Origin of the sequence: Methylomonas sp. MED-D (assembly GCF_050276835.1) — a bacterium.
In the GTDB taxonomy this organism is placed as follows: Bacteria; Pseudomonadota; Gammaproteobacteria; order Methylococcales; family Methylomonadaceae; genus Methylomonas; species Methylomonas koyamae_A.
Map to the genome: position 1 here is coordinate 2,104,626 of NZ_CP189965.1, position 19,118 is coordinate 2,123,743.

Sequence of the window (19,118 nt, forward strand, 5' to 3'; positions counted from 1 at the left end):
GCAGGCGTCATGATAGAGAACAAACAACGCGGTATATCCCGCCTATTGATCGCAATCGTATTTTGGCTGTATGTGTTGATTCCATTGAGTTGGGGAGTGTGGTCAACCTTACAAAAAGCGCTGGCTTTGTTCGCTTAGAGCCCGCAAGCTATTGCCTGGATTAGCGGCGATCAATGGGGGTTCGCCTGTGCGTGAGGTTGGTTGGCTCAAACGATTGCGTTTTCATGTCGGGCGATCGACTCCGTGATCGGCTAATTTTTGCCGATTTGGCCGCCTAGGTATTGATTGATCTGCTCGAGGTCCTGTTCGGCTAAGCTGCCGGCGGCTTCCTTTAGGCGAATGCCGTTGATCAAATAATCGTAACGGCTACGGGCGAAGTCGCTTTTGGCCTTGTAAAGATTGCGTTGCTCGGTCAGTACGTCGACCATTGTCCGGGTGCCGACTTCGAAACCGGCTTCGGCGGCTTCCACGGCGACTTCCGCGGATTTACTGGTGGCTTCCAGTGCTTTGACCCGGCTGATGCTGGAGACCACGCCGCGAAAAGCATCCTTGACGTTGCGGTTGACGCTGCGTTTGACTTTGACCAGGTCCTCTTTCGCGGATTCGTATTCGTGCGCGGCTTGGCGGGTGCGAGAAACCGTGCCGCCGCCTTCGAATAGGGGGAGGTTGAGTTGCAGGCCGAAGCTTTCGGTGTTACCCAAGGTGCCGTATAGACTGCCGCTGCTATCCTGTTCGGAGTACTGAGCGACAATGTCTATTGTCGGTAAATGTTTGGATTGCTGCAGATCGACGTTTTTCCGAATGTATTCGGCTTGGTTTATCTGGGCGACGATAGAAAAGTTGCTGTTCTCGGCGGCATTGGCCCAACTAGCCATGTCTTCCGGTGTCGGGGGGCTGAGCGGTAATTGCGGGGCGAGCGTTGCCAAATCGGCGGCGTTTTCGCCGATGATTTCGCGTAATGCTTCCTTGGTGTTGTCCAGCTGATTTTGCGCCTCGATCTCGCTGGCCGACGCCCTGTCGTAACCGGCTTGAGCTTCATAAACGTCGGTGATGGCGATGATGCCAACCTCGAAACGCTGTTTGGCTTGCTCCAGTTGTTTTTCAATGGCTTTTTTCTCGGCAGTGCTATATTCGAGATTGTCTTGGGCGGCTAGTATGTTGAAATAGGCTTCCGCCGTGCGGCGCATCAGAGCTTGCTGTTTGGCCTGAAATTGTGCCTCCGCCTGGGCGATACGGTTATCGGCTTGGTCGAGTTGTATCCAGTGGTCCCAGTGGAACACGGGTTGGCGCAAATTGAAAGTCAGTCTGCTGTCCAGATAGTGCTGTAGCGGCGTATTCGGTAAAAAGCTTTCGATTTCCAGGCGCGTGCGATTGCTGCCGGCGGTGAACGAGACATTCGGCAGCATTTGGGCGATACTTTGAGACTTTAGTTCCGCTGTCGTTAGCTTGTTGATATCCGAACTTCTGAATTCCGGGTCGTTTTGTAGCGCCAAGCGATAGGTTTCGAGCAAATCCTGCCCGTAGGCCGAATTTGTCGCCACGAAAGCCATCAACAGGGTACTCAACGGTTTTATCATTGCCATATCTCACGGAAAGGGTAAAAATACTCGGGTATTATCGCTTAAAAGAACACTAAATGTTTAAGTTTGCCATAAGGTTAGGCAAACAATATAGAAACGTCAAAAACAATTCTTTAATTCATCAGAGTCTATATGAGCCAAAAAATCAGCAAAGCCGTCTTTCCGGTCGCCGGATTGGGAACTCGTTCGTTGCCCGCGACTAAGGCGGTTGCCAAGGAAATGCTGCCTATCGTCGATAAACCGTTGATTCAATACGGCGTCGAAGAAGCGATTGCAGCCGGTATCGATACGATGGTGTTTGTGATCGGTCGCAATAAGGAATCCATCGCCAACCATTTCGATAAATCCTACGAATTGGAAAAAGAATTGGAAAAGAGCGGTAAAACCGAATTGCTGAACATGTTGCGCGGATTGCTGCCGTCGCATGTATCTTGCGTTTTCGTTCGTCAAGCCGAGGCTTTAGGTCTGGGACACGCTGTGCATTGCGCCAAACCGGTGGTCGGCAACGAACCGTTCGCGGTGATCTTGCCGGACGATCTGATCGAAGACGGTGAGCGTGGTTGTATGAAACAGATGGTCGAGTTGTTCGAGCGCGAGCAGAGCAGCGTACTCGGTGTCGAGCGGGTCGATCCGAAGGAAACTCATAAATACGGCATCGTCGAGCATAGCGAAACCGCGCCGCGCGTTGGTCGTTTGAGTTCCATCGTCGAGAAACCGAAACCTGAAGTGGCGCCGTCGAATATCGCGGTCGTCGGGCGGTATATTTTGACGCCAGCCATCTTCGACAAAATTGAAAATACCGGTCGCGGAGCCGGTGGCGAAATCCAATTGACCGACGCCATTGCATCGCTAATGAAGGACGAGCACGTATTGTCTTACGAGTTCGAAGGAAACCGTTACGACTGCGGGTCTAAGTTCGGTTTTCTATTGGCGAATGTCGAATACGGTTTGCTGCATAAGGAAATCAATCGCGAATTTTCCGAGTATTTGCGCGACCGCGTCTCAAAGATCTAGTCTTGACTTAACAATGGTCGGCGCCGCCTTGGTGCCGACCAGTGATAATTAATTTGGCGCAAAAACCACGCAACCCTATTTATTATTTTTTTTCAACTTGCTCATACGCCGCAACAGCATTTTGGAATCTGGTTTTTGTTCTAACCCATTCCGTAATATTTCGACCGCCTCGTCAGTCCGTCCCGATCTTGCCGCCAAGTCACTGAGGGCCGCATAGGCTAGGGCAAGTTTCGGGTTCAGCTTGATTGCACTTTGGTACTCTTGGATCGCTTCTTTGATCTGACCACTCTCTTCGTAAACTTGTCCTTTCTCGTAATGAATCCTCGGGCGCCAAGCAAAGTTTTTAGATGAGTGCTCTTCCACGTACATAAAGCCACCGATAGAGTTCTTATAAAGTTGCCTCTTCTCCATGGGGTCGCGCTCTACGCGTGCCAACATTGCCGAAAACAAGCCTTCACAATAGTGATGTATGTGCATTATGTCCGGGCCTATGCGCTTCGCCCAGAGTTGGTACTCTGCGGTGTCTTTTCCTTTTAGTCTCACCCAGCAAAACCTGGGTAATCTGGCGAAGTCGTAATCTGTCGTTGGCCAAGCGCTTTGCGCTTGCGGGCAGATTCCGAATAGCGCAATTATCAACAATAAGCTTCTTAACAGCATGATCGATTGACCTCACATTGTTGTAATACCCCATTAGACAGTTTTTGGAGCATTTTTTGAAATTGATTGTTTAGAGGAATACAAATCGCCAACCTGATTATCTTGGAGCTCAGCGTTGCTTCCTGGGTGCCAACAAGCGACGATAAACCGTTTCGACCTGAGCAACATGGCTGCGTATCGAAAATCGCTGCAATGCGGATGTACGAGCTTGCTCGCCTAAACGGATGCCCAGTTGGCGGTCTGAGTAAACTCGATAAATCTGCTCGGCCAAACTCTCGGCATCGCCGGGCCTAAACAACAAGCCGGTTTTTTCGTGCTCTATCATTTCAGCGGCGCCGCCATGCGCCGGACCGATCAATGGTCGCCCCATCGCCAAAGCTTCTATAACCACGGTGCCTAGGGGTTCTGGACTAGTGGACGCCGAGACGATGACGTCCAAACCGTTATAAACCGTTTCCATTTTATTGATATGGCCGGTAAACGACACTGTTGCGTTCAAGCCTTCGTCCGCGACTCTGCTCACCAGATCAGCCTCGTAACCTTTACAGTCGTCCGGCGTGCCGCCGACGATGAGCATTTTCAAATTTGGGATTCGACTTTGCAAGCGTTTTGCCGCATCCAAAAACAGGTGTTGTCCTTTCCATGGGATCAGCAAGCCGATCAAGCCCACGACAAATTGGTCGCTTTGAATGCCGTATTGACGGCGGAAGACAGCACCATCGGCATGCGTATCCAGCTGATCCAGCGCAATGCCGTCGTATATCACGCTGATTTTTTCGGCCGGTATCTTAAGTTTATCGCGCATACTAGCGGCTACCCAATGTGATACCGACACAAAATGGTCCGGCAGCGAATATGCCCAACGCATCGATCTTGAGCCTTGCTGATCGCCGCGCACGTGGCAAATCGCCGGAACGTTTAACACTTTGGCCACCAGTAACGCGGCGCGGTTGCAGAGCGGTTCGTTATTGGCGTGTATCAAATCGGCCTTGAAACGCCAGGCTTGCCAAAGCAAAGCCAGAAAGAACGGCAAAAAATTGGCTATGTCGTCGGCTCTCGCGAGTAGTTGGTTGCATAACACTCGCAATACCGGCTGGTTTTGGATCGCTTCGATATCGGAGATTCTTTGCCGCCAACCGACGATGTCGAACCGGCGGTCCGGAATATGTCGCCATAGGGTTTCGTCGGCTATTTCCCGATATGACGGCCCGTCTCTACCCGTGACTACCATCGCCGAGAATTCAGTTGTGTCTAGGTTTCTAACCAAATGGCGGAGGCAAATGATGGCCCCGCCGTAGCCGATACCGTTTTCGACAAAGACGATGCGTTTAGGAACTGGTGCGGACATTGGAATAGGGGCGATGGGTTAAATGAATTAATGGCCGATCAACCGCTGCTTAACGGCACGTACCGCCGCTATGGCACCCGGCGTTAGCTGGCTGGCGATCAGATAAAGTAAGGCCGGAGCATTTGCTTTGCGCGTTAAACTACTCCGGAAGGCGGAGCGAGCGTCAGTTCGAGCGCCGTTATTGAAGTACCAATACCCCAATGTCCAAAACGCCCGAGAGACTAAATCATCCGGGGATACGCCTTGAGCGCGCAGCTCCGGGCCAATTTGCCGTGCCAACGAGTCCATCACCCGAGTCAGATCAACCAGCATGCGTTCGCTGGCTTGAGTGGCGTTATTGCCATGCTGGCGGCGCAGCATTAAAGTGTCCGGCAGGCAACTGATCGGATGTTTTGCGGCGATTTTGGCCCAAAGCTCCAGGTCTTCGCCGAAGCGTATCGTCGGGTTAAACAGGCCGGCTTCGTAAAGCGCGGCTTTACTGACCAATACGGTACCGGTCGGAATAAAGTTTTTCGCGACCAAGGCCGCCAACGCGTTAGGCACTGGAGCGCCGGCCAATTGCGAAAATTTTTCGGAAAGCCCGTGTTTGTCCAGCACCGAAGCAGTGAGTAATCGATTGTCGGTGTCGATTTCCGCCATGTCGCCGGCGATTAGGCGTAGCGCTGGATGGGTCTGTAGCGCTTGTAATTGTTTGCCGATTTTATCGGGTGTCCACTGATCGTCCGCGTCTAAAAACGCGATCCAATCGCCGTTGGCCAGTGAAATGCCTTGGTTGCGCGCGGCGGAGGGGCCTTGGTTGTCTTGACGGTGATAGACAATATCGCTGCCTAGATCGGCGATAACCGTTTCGGTATTGTCAACCGAGCCGTCGTCCACCACTATGATTTCGTCGACCTGATGGCTCTGGTTGCGTACACTGGCGATGGCGGCTCGAAGAAATGCGGCGTTATTATAAGCGGGAATGACCGCGCTAATTTTCATCGAATTAAACGGTGTCAACTGTCGCGGGTGCTGGTTGCGCACACGAACCAAGCCGGGAAGATTAAACCGCTTAGATAGGCGATCCACGCCAGCTTCGGGTGTCGGTAATACAATCGGTACAGAAAGGCACCAACCTTACGATATTGACTTGCTTGACTCAAACCTTGCCAAGTTTCCCCGTTAAACCGATTGGTGATTTCATTTCGGTTGCCGTTTAGCCATTCCGCCAATTCCGGCGAAGCCAGAAACCGGACGTGGGGTAGCGTCGTGCAAATTCGACTTAACAGCCGCTGCAATCCGGCGATCGAGTCTCGGCACTGTGTATCGCTACGGGTGAAATTGTATTTGTGCGTGGAAATGGTCAGCGGCAAGGCCTGGCGACGTGCGGCTAAGGCTTCGGCGTAGGCGCTGTCGGGCGTATGTTTGCCGTCGGTGGGTTCGAACATGACGTTTCGAACCAAATAGACTTGGTCGTATCGGTTGCGCTCGCCGCAGCGGATCAGGGTAGGGTCGGCAAAATATTTGCCGTTTCCATCGCGCCCGAGGCAACGATAACCGGCGGTTTGGATCGCCGTAATTCGCTGCTCGCGCCAACACGCTTCGATGGCGTCGCCCCAAAGATAACACGGTGCAACCGTGGTCAGCGTCGGTTGCCCGAACATTTCGATAAACAAACGGCCGGCTGTTTCGACGATGTCGCGCGCTTTATTTTCGGCTATCGGTGTCGTCGGCAACTGGCTGCCGTCGACATAGTGGCCTTGCAGCGGTGAATCCAGCGATTCCCAATCCCACCAGTCGGCATGGGCTCGAGCGTCGTTTAGGCGCGAGTCGCCATCGCCTAGCAGTTTGGCGAAAGCTTCACCATTAAGATGTTCAAGGCCGTGTAGTTGCGGAACGAATGTGCCTTGCGTCATGCCCGATCGCATCGCTTCAAAAATTTCCGGAAAGTCGGTATCCAGGCGTTTTCGGAAGTATCGGTTGTCGGCATCGTCTTGGATTTTGGCGACGTCGGGCACGGCTAACACCACGTCGGCGGTTAACACCGCACAACGCCCCCGAGAATCGCGCGTCGTGGCCAAGGAGCCCAGCAGATTTCTGAGTCTTTCAGCCTGATAATCTCCGCCAGGCCCCCAGTCGTCGCTTTCAATCAATACCGGCGTTTCGGCGAAGTAAGGTTCTCGCCAAGTGGCGATGAACAATGGCTTTTTCCAGAACCAAAGCACGGTCAACGCGGTTAACCATAGGCATAAAAAAAACAAAATCACGATTAACATTGTTCGATAATACTCAGTTGAACGGATCTGGCGGGGTGGCGGATATACATCGTAGCAGAGAATCCGCTGGGATAAGCAAGCGACAGTTCGACACCGTGAATTTTATCGCGACGCGGTATCGAATCGACAATCGCATGTCACATGCCTATTCTAAAATGTATCCAGGCCCGGTCGCGGGGCTTGCTGAGCTGTCATAAAACCAAAGTTGAGGAAGCGAATGTTGATTTTCGGGGCTTTGCCCATTCAGTGGCGGTATCCGGTCGCGGGTGTCGTTTTGGTTACCGTGGTCTGTGTCGGCGCTTTTTTTTCGACTTGGGCATCCATTGTCGAGATTTGGTCGCGATCCGAGACATTTACTCACGGTTTTTTGGTGGCGCCGATCAGCCTTTGGTTGATCTGGTCCAGACGCCACTGTTACCGAAATCTGCAACCCGAGAGTGCCTGGCTGGGTTTGCTAGTGACGGCTATAGGCGGGTTCGTTTGGTTGGTGGCGAAATTGGTCCACGTGCTGGTTTTGGAGCAATGGGCTGTCGTAACGATTCTGATCGGCGGTTATTGGGGGCTATTGGGTGGATCGGTTATTAAAAAAATGCTGTTTCCCATCCTGTTTCTTTACTTGATGGTGCCTTTCGGGGAAGCGTTCATCCCGTGGATGATGGAATATACGGCGTCATTTGTGGTGTGGATGATACGCCTCACAGGCATGAGCGTTTACCGTGACGGCATGTTTTTTATGCTGACTTCCGGGAGCTGGTCGGTAGTGGAGGGATGTAGTGGCTTACGCTACTTAATCGCTTCGTTGACCTTGGGTCTTGTCTACGCGTATTTGAATTTCCGTAACTTACGAAAACGAACCCTATTCATTATCGCATCGTTTTTAACGCCGATTCTGGCGAACGGTTTGCGTGCTTACATGATCGTGATGATTGGTCATTTTAGTGGCATGAAATTGGCTGTGGGTGTCGATCATATTATTTACGGTTGGTTGTTTTTCGGGCTGGTCATGCTATTGCTGTTTTATGCCGGTTCGTTTTGGGCCGATCAAGAAACAATCGTCGATACATCGTCCGAGCAAAGTATGCCTGAACCGATGACGAGGTATCAGGGGTTGTTGCCGATGATAGCCGTCGTCGTGATAGGTCTTATTGCTTGGCCTATCGTCTTTCGGAGTTTGGCCGCTCGGCAGGCGGTAGCGGCTGCCATACCTGACCAAATAGTCACGCTCCGAGGAAGTGGGGGGGCTGTTCAATCGCCGCCCGATTGGGGATGGCGGCCAACTTTCAATGGCGTCATGGCGGAGGTAAAAAACGCGGTTGACGATCCATCTGGAACAGTGGCGATGTATTTTGCGAATTTCGGTGACGAATCGCAGGGCGGAGAATTGGTGAACTCCCAAAATTTTCTGGTGCCGCAAAAGCATAAAGTTTGGCGTATGGCTTCCGAAAGAGCGGTACAGGTAGATTGGCCTGATGGAACGTCGGGCGAAGTCGTCGAGTCGCTGTTGAAAAGCGAGGCCCGAAACTTGCTTGTGTATCGATGGTATCGTGTCGGCAACTTCAATACCGCGAGCGATTATCGAGCGAAATGGTGGCAATTGCTAAAACGATTAACTGGCGATGCCGATCCGGAAATGTTGATCGTATTGTATACCGAAGTGATCGGTGACGATCTGGTCGAAGGCCGGGCGAGATTGCAACGAGTTTTGGCGGTTTGTTGTCAATGAACCGAGGATGCTCTCTAGCGGTGAATTACCCGCTTCACGCGAAAATGCGTCCGCTTGCGATGCCCATCCTCAGGTTGACGCCCGATGCAAGCATGATGCTAGACTACCCCATTGTTTTTTATTTCGATGCAAGGAAACCAAACTATGACACCGGTAATACTCTCAGGCGGTTCTGGAACGCGACTGTGGCCACTTTCGCGCGGTCAATATCCCAAGCAATTCTTACCGTTGGTCTCGGGTTATACGATGATTCAGGAAACGGTATTGCGGCTGGATGGTTTAGCTGGATTAAAAGCGCCGATCGCCGTATGTAACGAGGATCATCGTTTCATGATGGCCGAGCAATTGCGCGAAATCGGCGTCAGGCCAGCCGCGATTATTCTGGAGCCGGTCGGCAAAAATACCGCGCCGGCCGTGGCAATGGCCGCGTTGAGTGCCGCCGAGGACGACGTGTTGTTGGTACTGCCCGCCGACCACGTCGTTGCCGACCGAGCTGCATTCCACCATGCGGTGCTGGAGGCTCGTGCATTGGCGGAACAGGATTTGCTGGTGACCTTCGGAATCGTCGCGACCGAACCCGAAACGGGGTACGGCTATATCAAGCGCGGTTCGCTACGCTATGGCCCCGCTTACAAAGTCGATGCCTTTGTCGAGAAGCCCGATGCGCAAACCGCGCAACGGTATCTGGACAGTGGTGAGTTCTTCTGGAACAGCGGTATGTTTGCGTTTAAAGCCGGTGTTTTTCTGCGCGAGCTGGAGCGCTTCAATCCGGAAATGTTGGCGGTTTGCCGCGCTTCGTTGCAAGCCGCCAAACCCGACTTGGATTTTGTACGTTTGGACAAACAGACATTCTCGACCTGTCCGTCGGATTCTATCGATTATGCAGTCATGGAAAAAACCGATAAGGCGGCGGTGATACCGTTGGATGCCGGCTGGAATGACGTTGGCTCTTGGTCCGCGCTGTGGGACGTGACCGATAAGGACGGTTCCGGCAATGCGATCAAAGGCGACGTGTTGACCGTCGATACCCGTAATTCCTTTGTGCATTCCAGCAACAAGTTGGTTGCGGTGATTGGCGTTGACGACCTGATTGTCGTAGAAACCGACGACGCGGTCATGATCGCGGCAAAGGATCGAGTGCAAGATGTGAAGGAAGTCGTTGAACAATTGAAGACATTGAAGCGTAGCGAAGCCAACGTTCATCGTAAAGTCTATCGTCCCTGGGGACACTATGACTTGGTCGATTGCGGCGATCGGCATCAGACCAAGCGCATTGTCGTCAAACCAGGCGCGAAACTGTCGGTACAAAAGCACCATCATCGCGCCGAACATTGGGTGGTTGTTAAAGGAACAGCCTGGGTCGACAAGAATGGCGAAAAAATTCTAGTGTCGGAAAACGAATCCATTTACATCCCATTGGGTGTGATTCATAGTCTGGAGAACCCTGGCGTCATCCCGCTAGAAATGGTCGAAGTCCAGTCTGGCAGTTATTTGGGCGAGGATGACATTGTGCGCTACGAAGACCAGTACGGACGCATTTGACCGCGCGGGACGCACGCCGTTGCGTCCTTGTTATTCCGCAACGACTCGGGAGGCTTAGGCCTCCCGTTTTTTGAAAAATCCGCTCGATAAGTATGCTTCGAGTACATTCGACGATCATGCCACCCTGTAGACCTTATTCCCCTTGGAGTTGTCCTTGTCGCTACAAACCGTCAACGATTTGTTGAGAAAGCATAAGCTGGTCGAAGGTATGTTGAGCAATCAAACCATGCCTAGACGCAAGCTCGTTACCGCTTTGGTGCAGAAACAGCACATGGTGGAACTGCGTAGCGTGCTCGACAAATTGTCCGCGGTTGAAATCGGGCATATTTTGCAGTCCATAGATTTGGACGACGCCCGCTTGGTATGGGAACAAGTGGAAGACGCTCGTCAGGACGACGTACTCTGGGAGTTGTCGGATGCGTTGCGGGAAGCCTTGGTCGGCGATCGGGAGCCGCACTGCGGCGTCGGCCAAATGAGCGCCTTTGAATTGGTCGACGGACGTTTGTCGAAAGTCGCGATTACCTGTCGTCACGACTTGTTGGCGATTCAGCCGATCTGGGTCGATCTGTTGGCGCCGAGTAAGGCTCAACGCGCATTGATCGGCCAGCACTACGGCTTGGACCTTCCGGATCCGCTGGACTTGACCGACTTGGAGGCCAGCGCGCGCTTTTATGTCGAGGACCAACACGAGATTCACATTCACTCGGATTTTTTGTTGGATCGGGAGGGTAAATCGCGTAGCGTGCCGGTTGCCTTTATTTTGCGCGGTGAGATGTTGTTTTCGGTACGCAGCGAGGAGTTGCCGGTTTTTCGTTTGCAACGTTTACGTGCCAGAACCCAACCCGGCTTCGTATCGGACTGTAAGGATATGCTGCTGGATTTATACGGGGCGGAAGCGGAATATTCGGCCGATGCCTTGGAAAACGTCTATGCGCAGCTGGAAAATGTCAGCAAGCAGGTATTGAGTCAAAATATCAGCGATGAGGAGGCTGCGGCTATACTGGCAGACATTGCCGAGGAAGAGGATTTGAACGGCCGGATTCGTCGTAATATGCTCGATACGCAGCGCGCGGTGTCGTTCCTGATTCGCCGCAAATTGTTGAACACTACGCAACTGGATGACGCCCAGCAAATCTTGCGTGATATCGAATCGTTAAACAGTCATACCGCGTTTTTGTTCGATAAGATCAATTTTTTGATGGATGCGACGGTTGGTTTTATCAACATTAACCAAAACAAGGTCATCAAAATTTTCTCGGTTGCGTCTGTCGCGATGTTGCCGCCAACGCTGATCGCCAGCATATACGGTATGAATTTCGATAACATGCCGGAGTTGAAATGGGCGTTGGGGTATCCGTTCGCGCTGGTATTGATGACGATTTCGGTGGTAGCGCCTTTTGTTTTTTTTAAACGGAAGGGTTGGTTGAGATAATGTCGTCTCCAAACCGGGAGGCATTATGCTGCTGCGACAATATGCCACATTTTCAATCAGTATTGACTCGATTAATCTAACGCTAACTTTTTTGTTCGGTTAACAGTTAAAGTTGCGTTATATTTCTTCCTAATGCTTTGAGGCGGTAACTTTAGAGTTAGCGCCTTTTTTTTTGCATTTCGCGTCAAACCAGCGAATGGCATTTTACGAGTTTGATCGTATTATCGTCTCGCTTGAGAATTTCCATGACATGTCCGTAGAGCTTGATGCTGGTTCCTGGCTCGGGAATGGTTTCCATGTATTCGATGATTAAGCCGTTTAAGGTTCTGGGGCCTTCGGTGGGTAATTGCCAATTGGTGAGCCGGTTGAGCTCGCGAACTGTCGTACCCGCATCGATCAAAAAGCTGCCGTCTTTTTGAACTTTGATGTCGGCTTCTTCGGCGATCAACTCTCCGAGGATTTCTTGCAGCAAATCGTCTAGCGTGACCAATCCCAATACGTCGCCGTATTCGTCGACAACTAGGCCGATCCGCAGTTTCTCGGATTTAAATATCTGCATTTGCTTCGAAATGGGCGTGCCGGCCGGTATGAAAAAAGGTTTGGCGAGGCTATTGACGATTTTTTGTTTATCGAAATCTGGTTGGCTAACTTGTGCCAACACGGTACGCAGATGCAAAAAGCCGATCACCCGGTCGATATGTTTTTTGTAGACCGGCATCCGGGTGTGAGGGCTTTTTTGCAGCTGGGCAATGATGTCCTCGAGTGGCTCCTCAATATCGATACCGACCACGTCATTGCGGTGCGTCATAATGTCGGCGACGCTGGCCGATTCCAGATCCAAGATACTGAGTAGCATGTTTTGATAGCGGGTCGGCATCGAATGATTAGCATCGGAGACGATGTTTTTTAACTCTTCCTTATCTCGCGTCACCAAGTCGGCTTTGCTACTGTTGACGCCGAATATTCGTAGCAACAGCCTGGATAGTAAATTTAGAGTCCAAACCGCTGGATATAGTAGTTTCACTAGAGGGATGAAAAACCAAGCGGAGAAAAATGCCAGTTTTTCAGGTCTGAAAGTCGCCAGGGTTTTGGGAATACTGACCGAAAAAATCAGTATCAAGCCGGTTAGCACCGCCACTGCCGGTAAAATCAATGGTTCCCCCCCCAAACGCAGCGCGATGACGGTGGTCAGTGAAGCAGTGAGCACAATTCCCAGGTGATAACCAAGGGCAATTAGCCCGTTCAGGCGCTCCGGTCGCTTTAACAGTGCCTGAGCCTTGACCGCGCCCTTGTGCTTTTTTTTCGCTAGATGTTGCAGGCGGTAACGGTTTAGCGTCATCAGCGCGGTTTCCGAACCGGAGAAAAACGCGGAAATCAACAACAGTGCGGCCAGTATACCGAAGAGTATACTAAGGGAAATATCGTTCAAGGCAACGGTGCTCTTGGCAGTGGAACATCGGCTTAGTTTGTCTACTGGAGAGTTTTTGTCAAGCCTAAACGTCCTCCCAACGGAGTGGAATGACGTATGCTTCATTCAAACCACTTCAACAATTTATTGCAATAAATTGAAAAGCTAGCATTTTGACAATGTAGGGTTTCGGTGCTTAACTTAAAGCCCATTCCTACCCTAAATCGTACCGTCAGGCTATTCCAGAGAAACGAAGCATGGCTTTGCCAGAAATTTTACTCATTGACGACAACCCTGTTCGGGTCCAGCAAGTGGAAACCGTACTCAAGTTCTTGGAATATCGGGTATACACCCTTACAGTGAAGGAGTTCGAAACCGCATCGGACCGATGCCGAGAGGCGGACGTGGTGTTTGTTGGTGGCTCCAACGATAAATTGGCGATTCTGCTTAAGTCGGTCGCTGATGCCGCGAGTGGAGCGCCAATTGTGGTGTTGGTCGAGGCAGGAGGCCAGCAGCAGGCGTTAGCGACCCCTGTTCATCAATTGGTCACCAAGATTCTGGAATGGCCCACGGTCTATCCCGAGTTGATTCAACTGCTCGATAGTTTTCAGCCTGCCGAGTCGCCGAAAAAGTCGCGTTCCGATAAGGGCTTGGCCGGCGTTAGCCGGGCGATCGCCCGGACGCGCGAACTGATCGATCAAGTGGCCAAATCCGATGCCACCGTACTGATTTTGGGCGAATCGGGCACCGGTAAGGAGGTGGTTGCTCAAGCCTTGCATCGCGGCTCTTCCCGTCGGGATAAACCCTTTGTACCGGTCAATTGCGGTGCTATCCCCGGCGAGTTGCTCGAAAGCGAGCTGTTCGGTCATGAGAAAGGTGCGTTTACCGGTGCATTGACCGCTCGGCAAGGCCGATTCGAACTGGCCGAGGGCGGAACCTTGTTTCTCGATGAGATAGGCGATATGCCGATGCCCATGCAGGTCAAGCTATTGAGAGTATTGCAGGAACGCACTTTCGAGCGCGTCGGCAGTAATAAAACGATACATTGCGACGTCCGCATCGTAGCGGCAACTCACCGTCAACTGGAGCAGGAGATTGCCGAAAAACGGTTTAGAGAGGATTTGTTTTATCGCTTGAACGTATTCCCTATCGAAGTTCCGGCCTTGCGCGAACGCACCGAGGACATTCCTTATCTGGTAAGCGATCTAATTAGCCGTATGGAAGCGCAGAATCGCGGTTCCGTCAGATTGAGTCCTCGCGCGGTCGCGGTCTTATCTCAACACCATTGGCCGGGCAACGTCAGGGAATTGTCGAATTTGATCGAACGGCTGGCCATCATTAAGCCCGATGCGTTGGTCGATACCGGCGATTTGCCGGAAAAGTTTCAAGCTTACGAAATACCCGATCATCTTCCGGCGACTTTGCCGGACCAGGAAATTCACGTATACCGCCCAGCCGAGCATCAGGGTTTGGGTGCGGCAGTACCTGGTGGCGTCGGGGCGATACACTTGCCCGAACAAGGTATCGATCTAAAAGAATATCTGACTGAACTGGAGAACGAATTGATCCGCCAGGCGCTGGAAGAGTGTAACGGCGTCGTAGCTCACGCCGCCAAATTGCTGAATATGCGTCGAACGACATTGGTCGAGAAATTGCGTAAAGTGGATACGGCATAAGCGCCGATGACATCTTCAGCTCGCTGTTGTCCAGTGCAGTCTCGATATTATTGCGGTTTCATACGCGTTTTGCGTGCCGCAGCCCCGGTCGCGCCGCGATTGGGTCGGTGGCAATCATGCCTCGGTCGCTAAACCAACAGATTTTTGTCGCGGCGCTGTTAGGGCTCGCGATTGGCTTGGGTTTCGGCGCAACCGGGCCGGATGCGCCCGGCGTGAAAGTCGGTTTGTATCTGGCTGGATTAGTCGGCAATGTATTTGTCGATTTGTTGAAAATGGTATTGGTCCCGTTGGTGTTCGCTTCGATCGCGGTCGGTGTCGCAAATCTCCGTCAGCATAGCCAGTTGCAACGGGTGTGGGTCGCAACATTATGTTTTTTTGTGTTCTCGATGGCGTTGGCGATCGCGCTGGGCTTGGCGGCCGCGCATCTGTTTCAGCCGGGTGCCGGTCAGTCGGGGACTTGGTTTCGCGACGCCACCGCCGGATTCGCCGCCAAGCAAATGACGCCGCTCGAATTCGCCGCCAGTTTCCTGCACGGCTTGTTCATGAATCCGTTCGCCGCGTTGGCGCAAGCCAATATCTTAGCGATCGTGGTATTTGCGTTATTACTCGGAATCGCATTGGTGGTCGGCGGAGAGCGCTACCGGAACATATTATTGCTGCTTCGTGAAACACTGGAGTTAATGCTGCGCTTGGTCGGATGGATCATGCGTCTGGCGCCACTGGGCATCATGGCCTTGTTGATTCAGTTGGTCGCCACGCAAAATGCCGCCGTATTAGCAACCTTGGCCAAGTTTGTCGCGGTTGTGATCGGGACTACGCTGCTGCACGGCTTTGTGGTGTTGCCGCTGGTTTTGTATGGGGCGACCGGCATGGCGCCGTTGACCTTTTTTAACGGCGCGCGCGAAGCGTTGCTAACGGCGTTTGCTACTAGTTCCAGCTCGGCAACGATGCCGGTGACGCTACGCTGCGTCGAGCAGCACTTGCATGTGGATGCCGAAATCGCGGGATTCGTCGTGCCGTTGGGGGCGACCATGAATATGGACGGTACCGCGCTCTACGAAGCGGCGGCAGCCTTGTTCGTCGCCAATCTGGCCGGTATCGAGCTCGATTTGACGCAGCAATTGATCGTGTGTTTCACGACGATGCTGGCGGCCATGGGAGCGCCGGGCATACCCAGCGCGGGAATGGTGACGATGGTGATGGTATTGCAATCGGTGGGCTTGCCGGCGGAAGCGATAGCCATCTTGTTGCCGGTGGACAGGTTGCTCGATACGGTGCGCACCATGGTCAACGTCGAAGGCGATATGATCGGAAGCTTGGTTGTGCAGAGGTGGGTCGGCCGCCCCGGCTAATTCTCCACACAAGCTGTCAGTGCGAGTCTTAATCAATCGAGAATTTTTCCTATGGTCGATCGGGAGCGGGCCGAAGATAATAGCCGATTAATTCCGATGACCGCCTCGATGAGTTTAAGAAATCAGATCATTTCACGGATACTGCTGTCCTCGCTTTGCATCTTGCTGATCGGCGGCGCGATTGCGATTTGGCAGGCGCGGCAGGCCGTTAAGAAAGAGGTTGACGCCTCGATCAATATGGCGGTGCAGTTAATATCGCTGGGTTTGGATGCGCCGGTCGAAGATCTGTCGCGGTTCAGCGCATTACAACAAACCAGGCATCTGAGCATTCAGTTGCTAAAGCCGGACGGCCAATTGGTACATTTTTCCGGAGCGGGCCAACCGAGTCATCCCGAAGACATGCCGCCCGCATGGTTCGTGACCTGGGTGCGAAGCGATTATCCGAAGGTCGAACATCAGCTGCACACCAGGGACGGCAAACCGATGACCTTGGTCATTCAAGCCCAGCCGTTGGACGAGATTACCGAGGTGTGGGAGGAGAGTGTCGGTTTTTTCGCATCCCTGTCGCTACTGACTTTGCTGAGTTTTTTAGCGGTCAATTTGGTGTTGAGTAAATCGCTGAAAGCGATTGCCTCGATTGTGGAAGCCTTGCGTATCATCGAAACCGGCCAATATCGCTACCAATTGCCGCAATTTTCGACGATGGAGTTCGACAGTATCGCCAATGCCATCAATCATATGACCGTCGAATTGGAAAAGAGTCGTCAGGAAAATCGAGCATTGACGCAACACTCGTTAGCCATACAGGAAGAAGAGCGTCAACGGCTGTCGCAAGAATTACACGACGAACTTGGGCAGTCGTTAACCGCGATCAAGGTCATGGCGGTGACGGCGGCTCACCAGCGCGCGGATACGGCCAAGATTACCTCGGCCATCAGCGATATTTGCGATCACTTGATGACCGTCGTCCGTTCGATGATGCAGCAACTCCATCCCTTGGTTCTGACTGAGCTGGGTTTGAAAGCCACGTTGGAGGACTTGGTAAATCATTGGTCGGAGCGTAACCCCGATTTGAACCTAACCATCGATTGCGGCGATGAGGTCGACAGTTTGGACAAGGCGGTCACCATTCAGATTTTCCGGGTGATACAAGAGTGCCTGACCAATGTCGTGCGGCATGCTCAGGCTGGACGGGTTGCGATCGTTTTGCGTAAACTCAATCGGCCAGCCTTGTTGCAATTGCGCGTCGAAGACGACGGTCGAGGCTGCGATTTGACGACCGTCAATCGGGGGTTTGGATTGCGCGGCATCAAGGAGCGGATCAAGTCGCTTGACGGCGAGCTGGATATCCGGTCCGCACCCGATAGCGGGATGACCATACAAGCTAGGATACCTTTGGCATGAAACGCGCTGTCGGTATTTTGTTGGTGGACGATCACGCGGTAGTCAGAGCCGGATTTCGGATGTTGTTGTCGGCCAGTCCCGGCATTGAGGTGATCGGCGAAGCCGAACGGGGTGAACAAGCGATACAGTTATACCAAGAGGTAAAGCCGGACGTGTTGGTCATGGATTTGTCGATGCCGGGCATTGGCGGTCTGGAAACGATTCGTCGCATCGTACAGCGTGACGCCGACGCGAAAATACTGGTATTCAGCGTCCACCAAGAGCAAGTCTACGTCAGTCGGGCCTTGGATGCCGGGGCCTTGGGGTATATCACCAAGAACAGCGCCCCTGGCATTTTAGCGGAAGCGATAGCCGCGGTCCTGCAAGGCGTCACTTACGTGGAGCGCGGCTTGATGAAGTCCTCCGGCGAGCACTTGTCCGGCAATCATCAGACGATTATTGCCGATTTTTCGCCTAGGGAATTTGACGTCTTCAGTCTGCTCGCGCAAGGTCTGACGGTCCATAAAATTGCCGACCAACTCTGCTTGGGCCATAAAACGGTCGCCAATTACGCCACGCAGATCAAAAAGAAACTACAAGTCGCGACGACGACCGAACTGGCGCACATTGCCGTCAATTTGGGGCTGATGCAGCGTTAATTTTACTCAATCGATCAATTCGTCCAAATCGCTGCCCAATTCCAGCATCTCGTGCAAGCGCGATTGAACGAAATCCGCCGATAAACCCAAACCTTCGGCGACCGTTAGTGGAAAGGCTTTAATAATCTGGTCGGAGGATTGATTGGCTTCGAGAGCATTTGCGGTAAAACGACCTAAAAAGACCGCGCATGCCAAGCGATTTGGCGTTCCTGATGCCAACGGATCGGCCGATTGTTCGACGGCCTGGGTTAAGTCGTCGGGAAATTTCCAGCGGCGGCAGAGTTCCGCGGACGCAGTCGGCGTCACGAACCCCAGCCGGCGCAGCTCGATATCGGAACGCGAATTGCCGGCTTTGACGTGTTGATCGATCTCGTTAGCCTCGCTGGGTAGTCCTAAATGGATCAGCACGTTACCAAGGTCGGCTATCAAACCGGCCGTGTAGGCAATATCGGTTTGCAAGCCAGCTTGCGTGGCAAGCCAGCCGGCATGCGTAGCCGTTCGAAAGCTTGTTCGCCAAAATAGCTTGAGATCGAAATTGGCCAGCTTCGGAAACGAACCGACAAATCCGGAGGCAATGACCAAAGTTTTTAGTTGATTGGTGCCAAGCATCGTGACCGCTTCTTCTATCGAACCTACTTTTCGGGATAGGCCGAAGTGGGCGGAATTGACCAGCCGCAATACCTTTAACGTAATGACTTGTTCTTTTTCCACATCCTTGACGATTTGCGGCATGTGGAAATTAGGATCGTTGAGTTGTTTGACAATAGTTCGGACGACTTCGGGAATTTGCGGAAGTTGATGGATTTGATCGAATAGTTGGTTAATTGACGCTGGCATGGTTGCTCTCTTGTCCCTAAAAAACCGCAAGCCCGGATGGCGTGGAGCGAGTCCGACGCTACCGGGATGTGGAGTGCGCGACGATCATCCGCGGCATTCGGCCATGGATGATTTTAAGTTCAACAAAAACGAATTTCTGTTTTTACGACGGAGCAAAGACACCGCTTACGATGTTTGGGCTCCGTGGTAAAAAGTATAGACGTCATTTGGCGACGCGATACTCGGCGCAGCCTAGGCTCCGTCGGCTGATTC

Annotated in this window: 16 protein-coding genes; 9 read left to right on the forward strand and 7 right to left on the reverse strand. The window is 52.5% G+C overall.

Translation table 11 applies throughout. From position 1 onward, the window contains the following. Positions 1–9 precede the first annotated feature (9 nt). The gene (locus tag ACQE3E_RS09345) at positions 10–138 is read left to right on the forward strand and encodes an MFS transporter small subunit (protein ID WP_269454756.1); all 129 of its coding nucleotides are present in this window, start codon (positions 10–12) and stop codon (positions 136–138) included. Positions 139–251: 113 nt separating this feature from the next. Here the strand turns inward: ACQE3E_RS09345 and ACQE3E_RS09350 are convergent, their stop codons facing one another. Further along, positions 252–1,577 (reverse strand): TolC family outer membrane protein, encoded by a 1,326-nt coding sequence (locus tag ACQE3E_RS09350; protein ID WP_313728258.1) that lies wholly within the window; start codon positions 1,575–1,577, stop codon positions 252–254. A gap of 135 nt (positions 1,578–1,712) precedes the next feature. Here ACQE3E_RS09350 and galU point away from each other — a divergent pair, with 135 nt between their 5' ends. Beyond that, a complete protein-coding gene (gene galU, locus ACQE3E_RS09355; protein WP_313728257.1) occupies positions 1,713–2,594 on the forward strand; it encodes a UTP--glucose-1-phosphate uridylyltransferase GalU in 882 nt (293 codons plus the stop codon). Positions 2,595–2,669: 75 nt separating this feature from the next. On the opposite strand, the gene ACQE3E_RS09360 is transcribed toward galU, so the two are convergent. From ACQE3E_RS09360 to ACQE3E_RS09375, 4 genes are all read right to left on the reverse strand, one after another. Beyond that, on the reverse strand, positions 2,670–3,071 hold the full coding sequence (locus tag ACQE3E_RS09360) for a tetratricopeptide repeat protein (RefSeq protein WP_168031420.1): 402 nt from the start codon (positions 3,069–3,071) through the stop codon (positions 2,670–2,672). Between the two features lie 289 nt (positions 3,072–3,360). Continuing rightward, on the reverse strand, positions 3,361–4,599 hold the full coding sequence (locus ACQE3E_RS09365) for a glycosyltransferase family 4 protein (RefSeq protein WP_313728256.1): 1,239 nt from the start codon (positions 4,597–4,599) through the stop codon (positions 3,361–3,363). Between the two features lie 27 nt (positions 4,600–4,626). Beyond that, positions 4,627–5,580: a glycosyltransferase family 2 protein gene (locus tag ACQE3E_RS09370; protein WP_313728255.1), complete on the reverse strand. Its 954-nt coding sequence runs from the start codon at positions 5,578–5,580 to the stop codon at positions 4,627–4,629. 14 nt (positions 5,581–5,594) lie between these two features. Further along, positions 5,595–6,854: a hypothetical protein gene (locus tag ACQE3E_RS09375; RefSeq protein ID WP_313728253.1), complete on the reverse strand. Its 1,260-nt coding sequence runs from the start codon at positions 6,852–6,854 to the stop codon at positions 5,595–5,597. A 217-nt stretch (positions 6,855–7,071) separates the two neighbouring features. Here ACQE3E_RS09375 and xrtA point away from each other — a divergent pair, with 217 nt between their 5' ends. The 3 genes from xrtA (at position 7,072) to corA (ending at position 11,551) form a co-directional block, all read left to right on the forward strand. Then, complete coding sequence (gene xrtA, locus ACQE3E_RS09380; RefSeq protein WP_313728252.1) at positions 7,072–8,577, forward strand: exosortase A; 1,506 nt, start codon at positions 7,072–7,074, stop codon at positions 8,575–8,577. 144 nt (positions 8,578–8,721) lie between these two features. After that, the gene (locus ACQE3E_RS09385; RefSeq protein WP_313728251.1) at positions 8,722–10,119 is read left to right on the forward strand and encodes a mannose-1-phosphate guanylyltransferase/mannose-6-phosphate isomerase; all 1,398 of its coding nucleotides are present in this window, start codon (positions 8,722–8,724) and stop codon (positions 10,117–10,119) included. A gap of 154 nt (positions 10,120–10,273) precedes the next feature. Next, positions 10,274–11,551 (forward strand): magnesium/cobalt transporter CorA, encoded by a 1,278-nt coding sequence (gene corA / locus ACQE3E_RS09390; protein WP_064028556.1) that lies wholly within the window; start codon positions 10,274–10,276, stop codon positions 11,549–11,551. 184 nt (positions 11,552–11,735) lie between these two features. Here corA and ACQE3E_RS09395 read toward each other — a convergent pair whose 3' ends face one another. Then, positions 11,736–12,980, reverse strand: a complete 1,245-nt coding sequence (locus ACQE3E_RS09395; protein WP_313728250.1) for an HlyC/CorC family transporter — start codon at positions 12,978–12,980, stop codon at positions 11,736–11,738. A 236-nt stretch (positions 12,981–13,216) separates the two neighbouring features. On the opposite strand from ACQE3E_RS09395, the gene ACQE3E_RS09400 reads away from it, so the two are divergent. The 4 genes from ACQE3E_RS09400 (at position 13,217) to ACQE3E_RS09415 (ending at position 18,029) form a co-directional block, all read left to right on the forward strand. Further along, entirely contained in the window at positions 13,217–14,635 is a 1,419-nt protein-coding gene (locus ACQE3E_RS09400) for a sigma-54 dependent transcriptional regulator (protein ID WP_064028539.1), read from the forward strand. Positions 14,636–14,751: 116 nt separating this feature from the next. After that, positions 14,752–15,987 carry a dicarboxylate/amino acid:cation symporter gene (locus tag ACQE3E_RS09405; RefSeq protein WP_427501542.1) on the forward strand — a complete coding sequence of 412 codons (1,236 nt, stop codon included), beginning with the start codon at positions 14,752–14,754 and terminating at the stop codon, positions 15,985–15,987. A gap of 108 nt (positions 15,988–16,095) precedes the next feature. Continuing rightward, entirely contained in the window at positions 16,096–17,391 is a 1,296-nt protein-coding gene (locus tag ACQE3E_RS09410) for a sensor histidine kinase (RefSeq protein WP_064028557.1), read from the forward strand. Further along, complete coding sequence (locus ACQE3E_RS09415) at positions 17,388–18,029, forward strand: response regulator transcription factor (protein WP_064028542.1); 642 nt, start codon at positions 17,388–17,390, stop codon at positions 18,027–18,029. The genes ACQE3E_RS09410 and ACQE3E_RS09415 overlap by 4 nt, the downstream gene beginning before the upstream one ends. Before the next feature lie 6 nt (positions 18,030–18,035). On the opposite strand, the gene ACQE3E_RS09420 is transcribed toward ACQE3E_RS09415, so the two are convergent. Beyond that, a complete protein-coding gene (locus ACQE3E_RS09420; protein WP_313728248.1) occupies positions 18,036–18,866 on the reverse strand; it encodes an HDOD domain-containing protein in 831 nt (276 codons plus the stop codon). Positions 18,867–19,118 lie beyond the last annotated feature (252 nt).

Bases quoted from the DNA above. Each gene is read 5' to 3' on its own strand.
- ACQE3E_RS09345 (WP_269454756.1), top strand. From the start codon at position 10: ATGATAGAGAACAAACAACGCGGTATATCCCGCCTATTGATCGCAATC.
- ACQE3E_RS09350 (WP_313728258.1), bottom strand. From the start codon at position 1,577: ATGATAAAACCGTTGAGTACCCTGTTGATGGCTTTCGTGGCGACAAAT.
- galU (WP_313728257.1), top strand. From the start codon at position 1,713: ATGAGCCAAAAAATCAGCAAAGCCGTCTTTCCGGTCGCCGGATTGGGA.
- ACQE3E_RS09360 (WP_168031420.1), bottom strand. From the start codon at position 3,071: ATGCACATACATCACTATTGTGAAGGCTTGTTTTCGGCAATGTTGGCA.
- ACQE3E_RS09365 (WP_313728256.1), bottom strand. From the start codon at position 4,599: ATGTCCGCACCAGTTCCTAAACGCATCGTCTTTGTCGAAAACGGTATC.
- ACQE3E_RS09370 (WP_313728255.1), bottom strand. From the start codon at position 5,580: ATGAAAATTAGCGCGGTCATTCCCGCTTATAATAACGCCGCATTTCTT.
- ACQE3E_RS09375 (WP_313728253.1), bottom strand. From the start codon at position 6,854: ATGTTAATCGTGATTTTGTTTTTTTTATGCCTATGGTTAACCGCGTTG.
- xrtA (WP_313728252.1), top strand. From the start codon at position 7,072: ATGTTGATTTTCGGGGCTTTGCCCATTCAGTGGCGGTATCCGGTCGCG.
- ACQE3E_RS09385 (WP_313728251.1), top strand. From the start codon at position 8,722: ATGACACCGGTAATACTCTCAGGCGGTTCTGGAACGCGACTGTGGCCA.
- ACQE3E_RS09400 (WP_064028539.1), top strand. From the start codon at position 13,217: ATGGCTTTGCCAGAAATTTTACTCATTGACGACAACCCTGTTCGGGTC.
- ACQE3E_RS09405 (WP_427501542.1), top strand. From the start codon at position 14,752: ATGCCTCGGTCGCTAAACCAACAGATTTTTGTCGCGGCGCTGTTAGGG.
- ACQE3E_RS09410 (WP_064028557.1), top strand. From the start codon at position 16,096: ATGAGTTTAAGAAATCAGATCATTTCACGGATACTGCTGTCCTCGCTT.
- ACQE3E_RS09415 (WP_064028542.1), top strand. From the start codon at position 17,388: ATGAAACGCGCTGTCGGTATTTTGTTGGTGGACGATCACGCGGTAGTC.
- ACQE3E_RS09420 (WP_313728248.1), bottom strand. From the start codon at position 18,866: ATGCCAGCGTCAATTAACCAACTATTCGATCAAATCCATCAACTTCCG.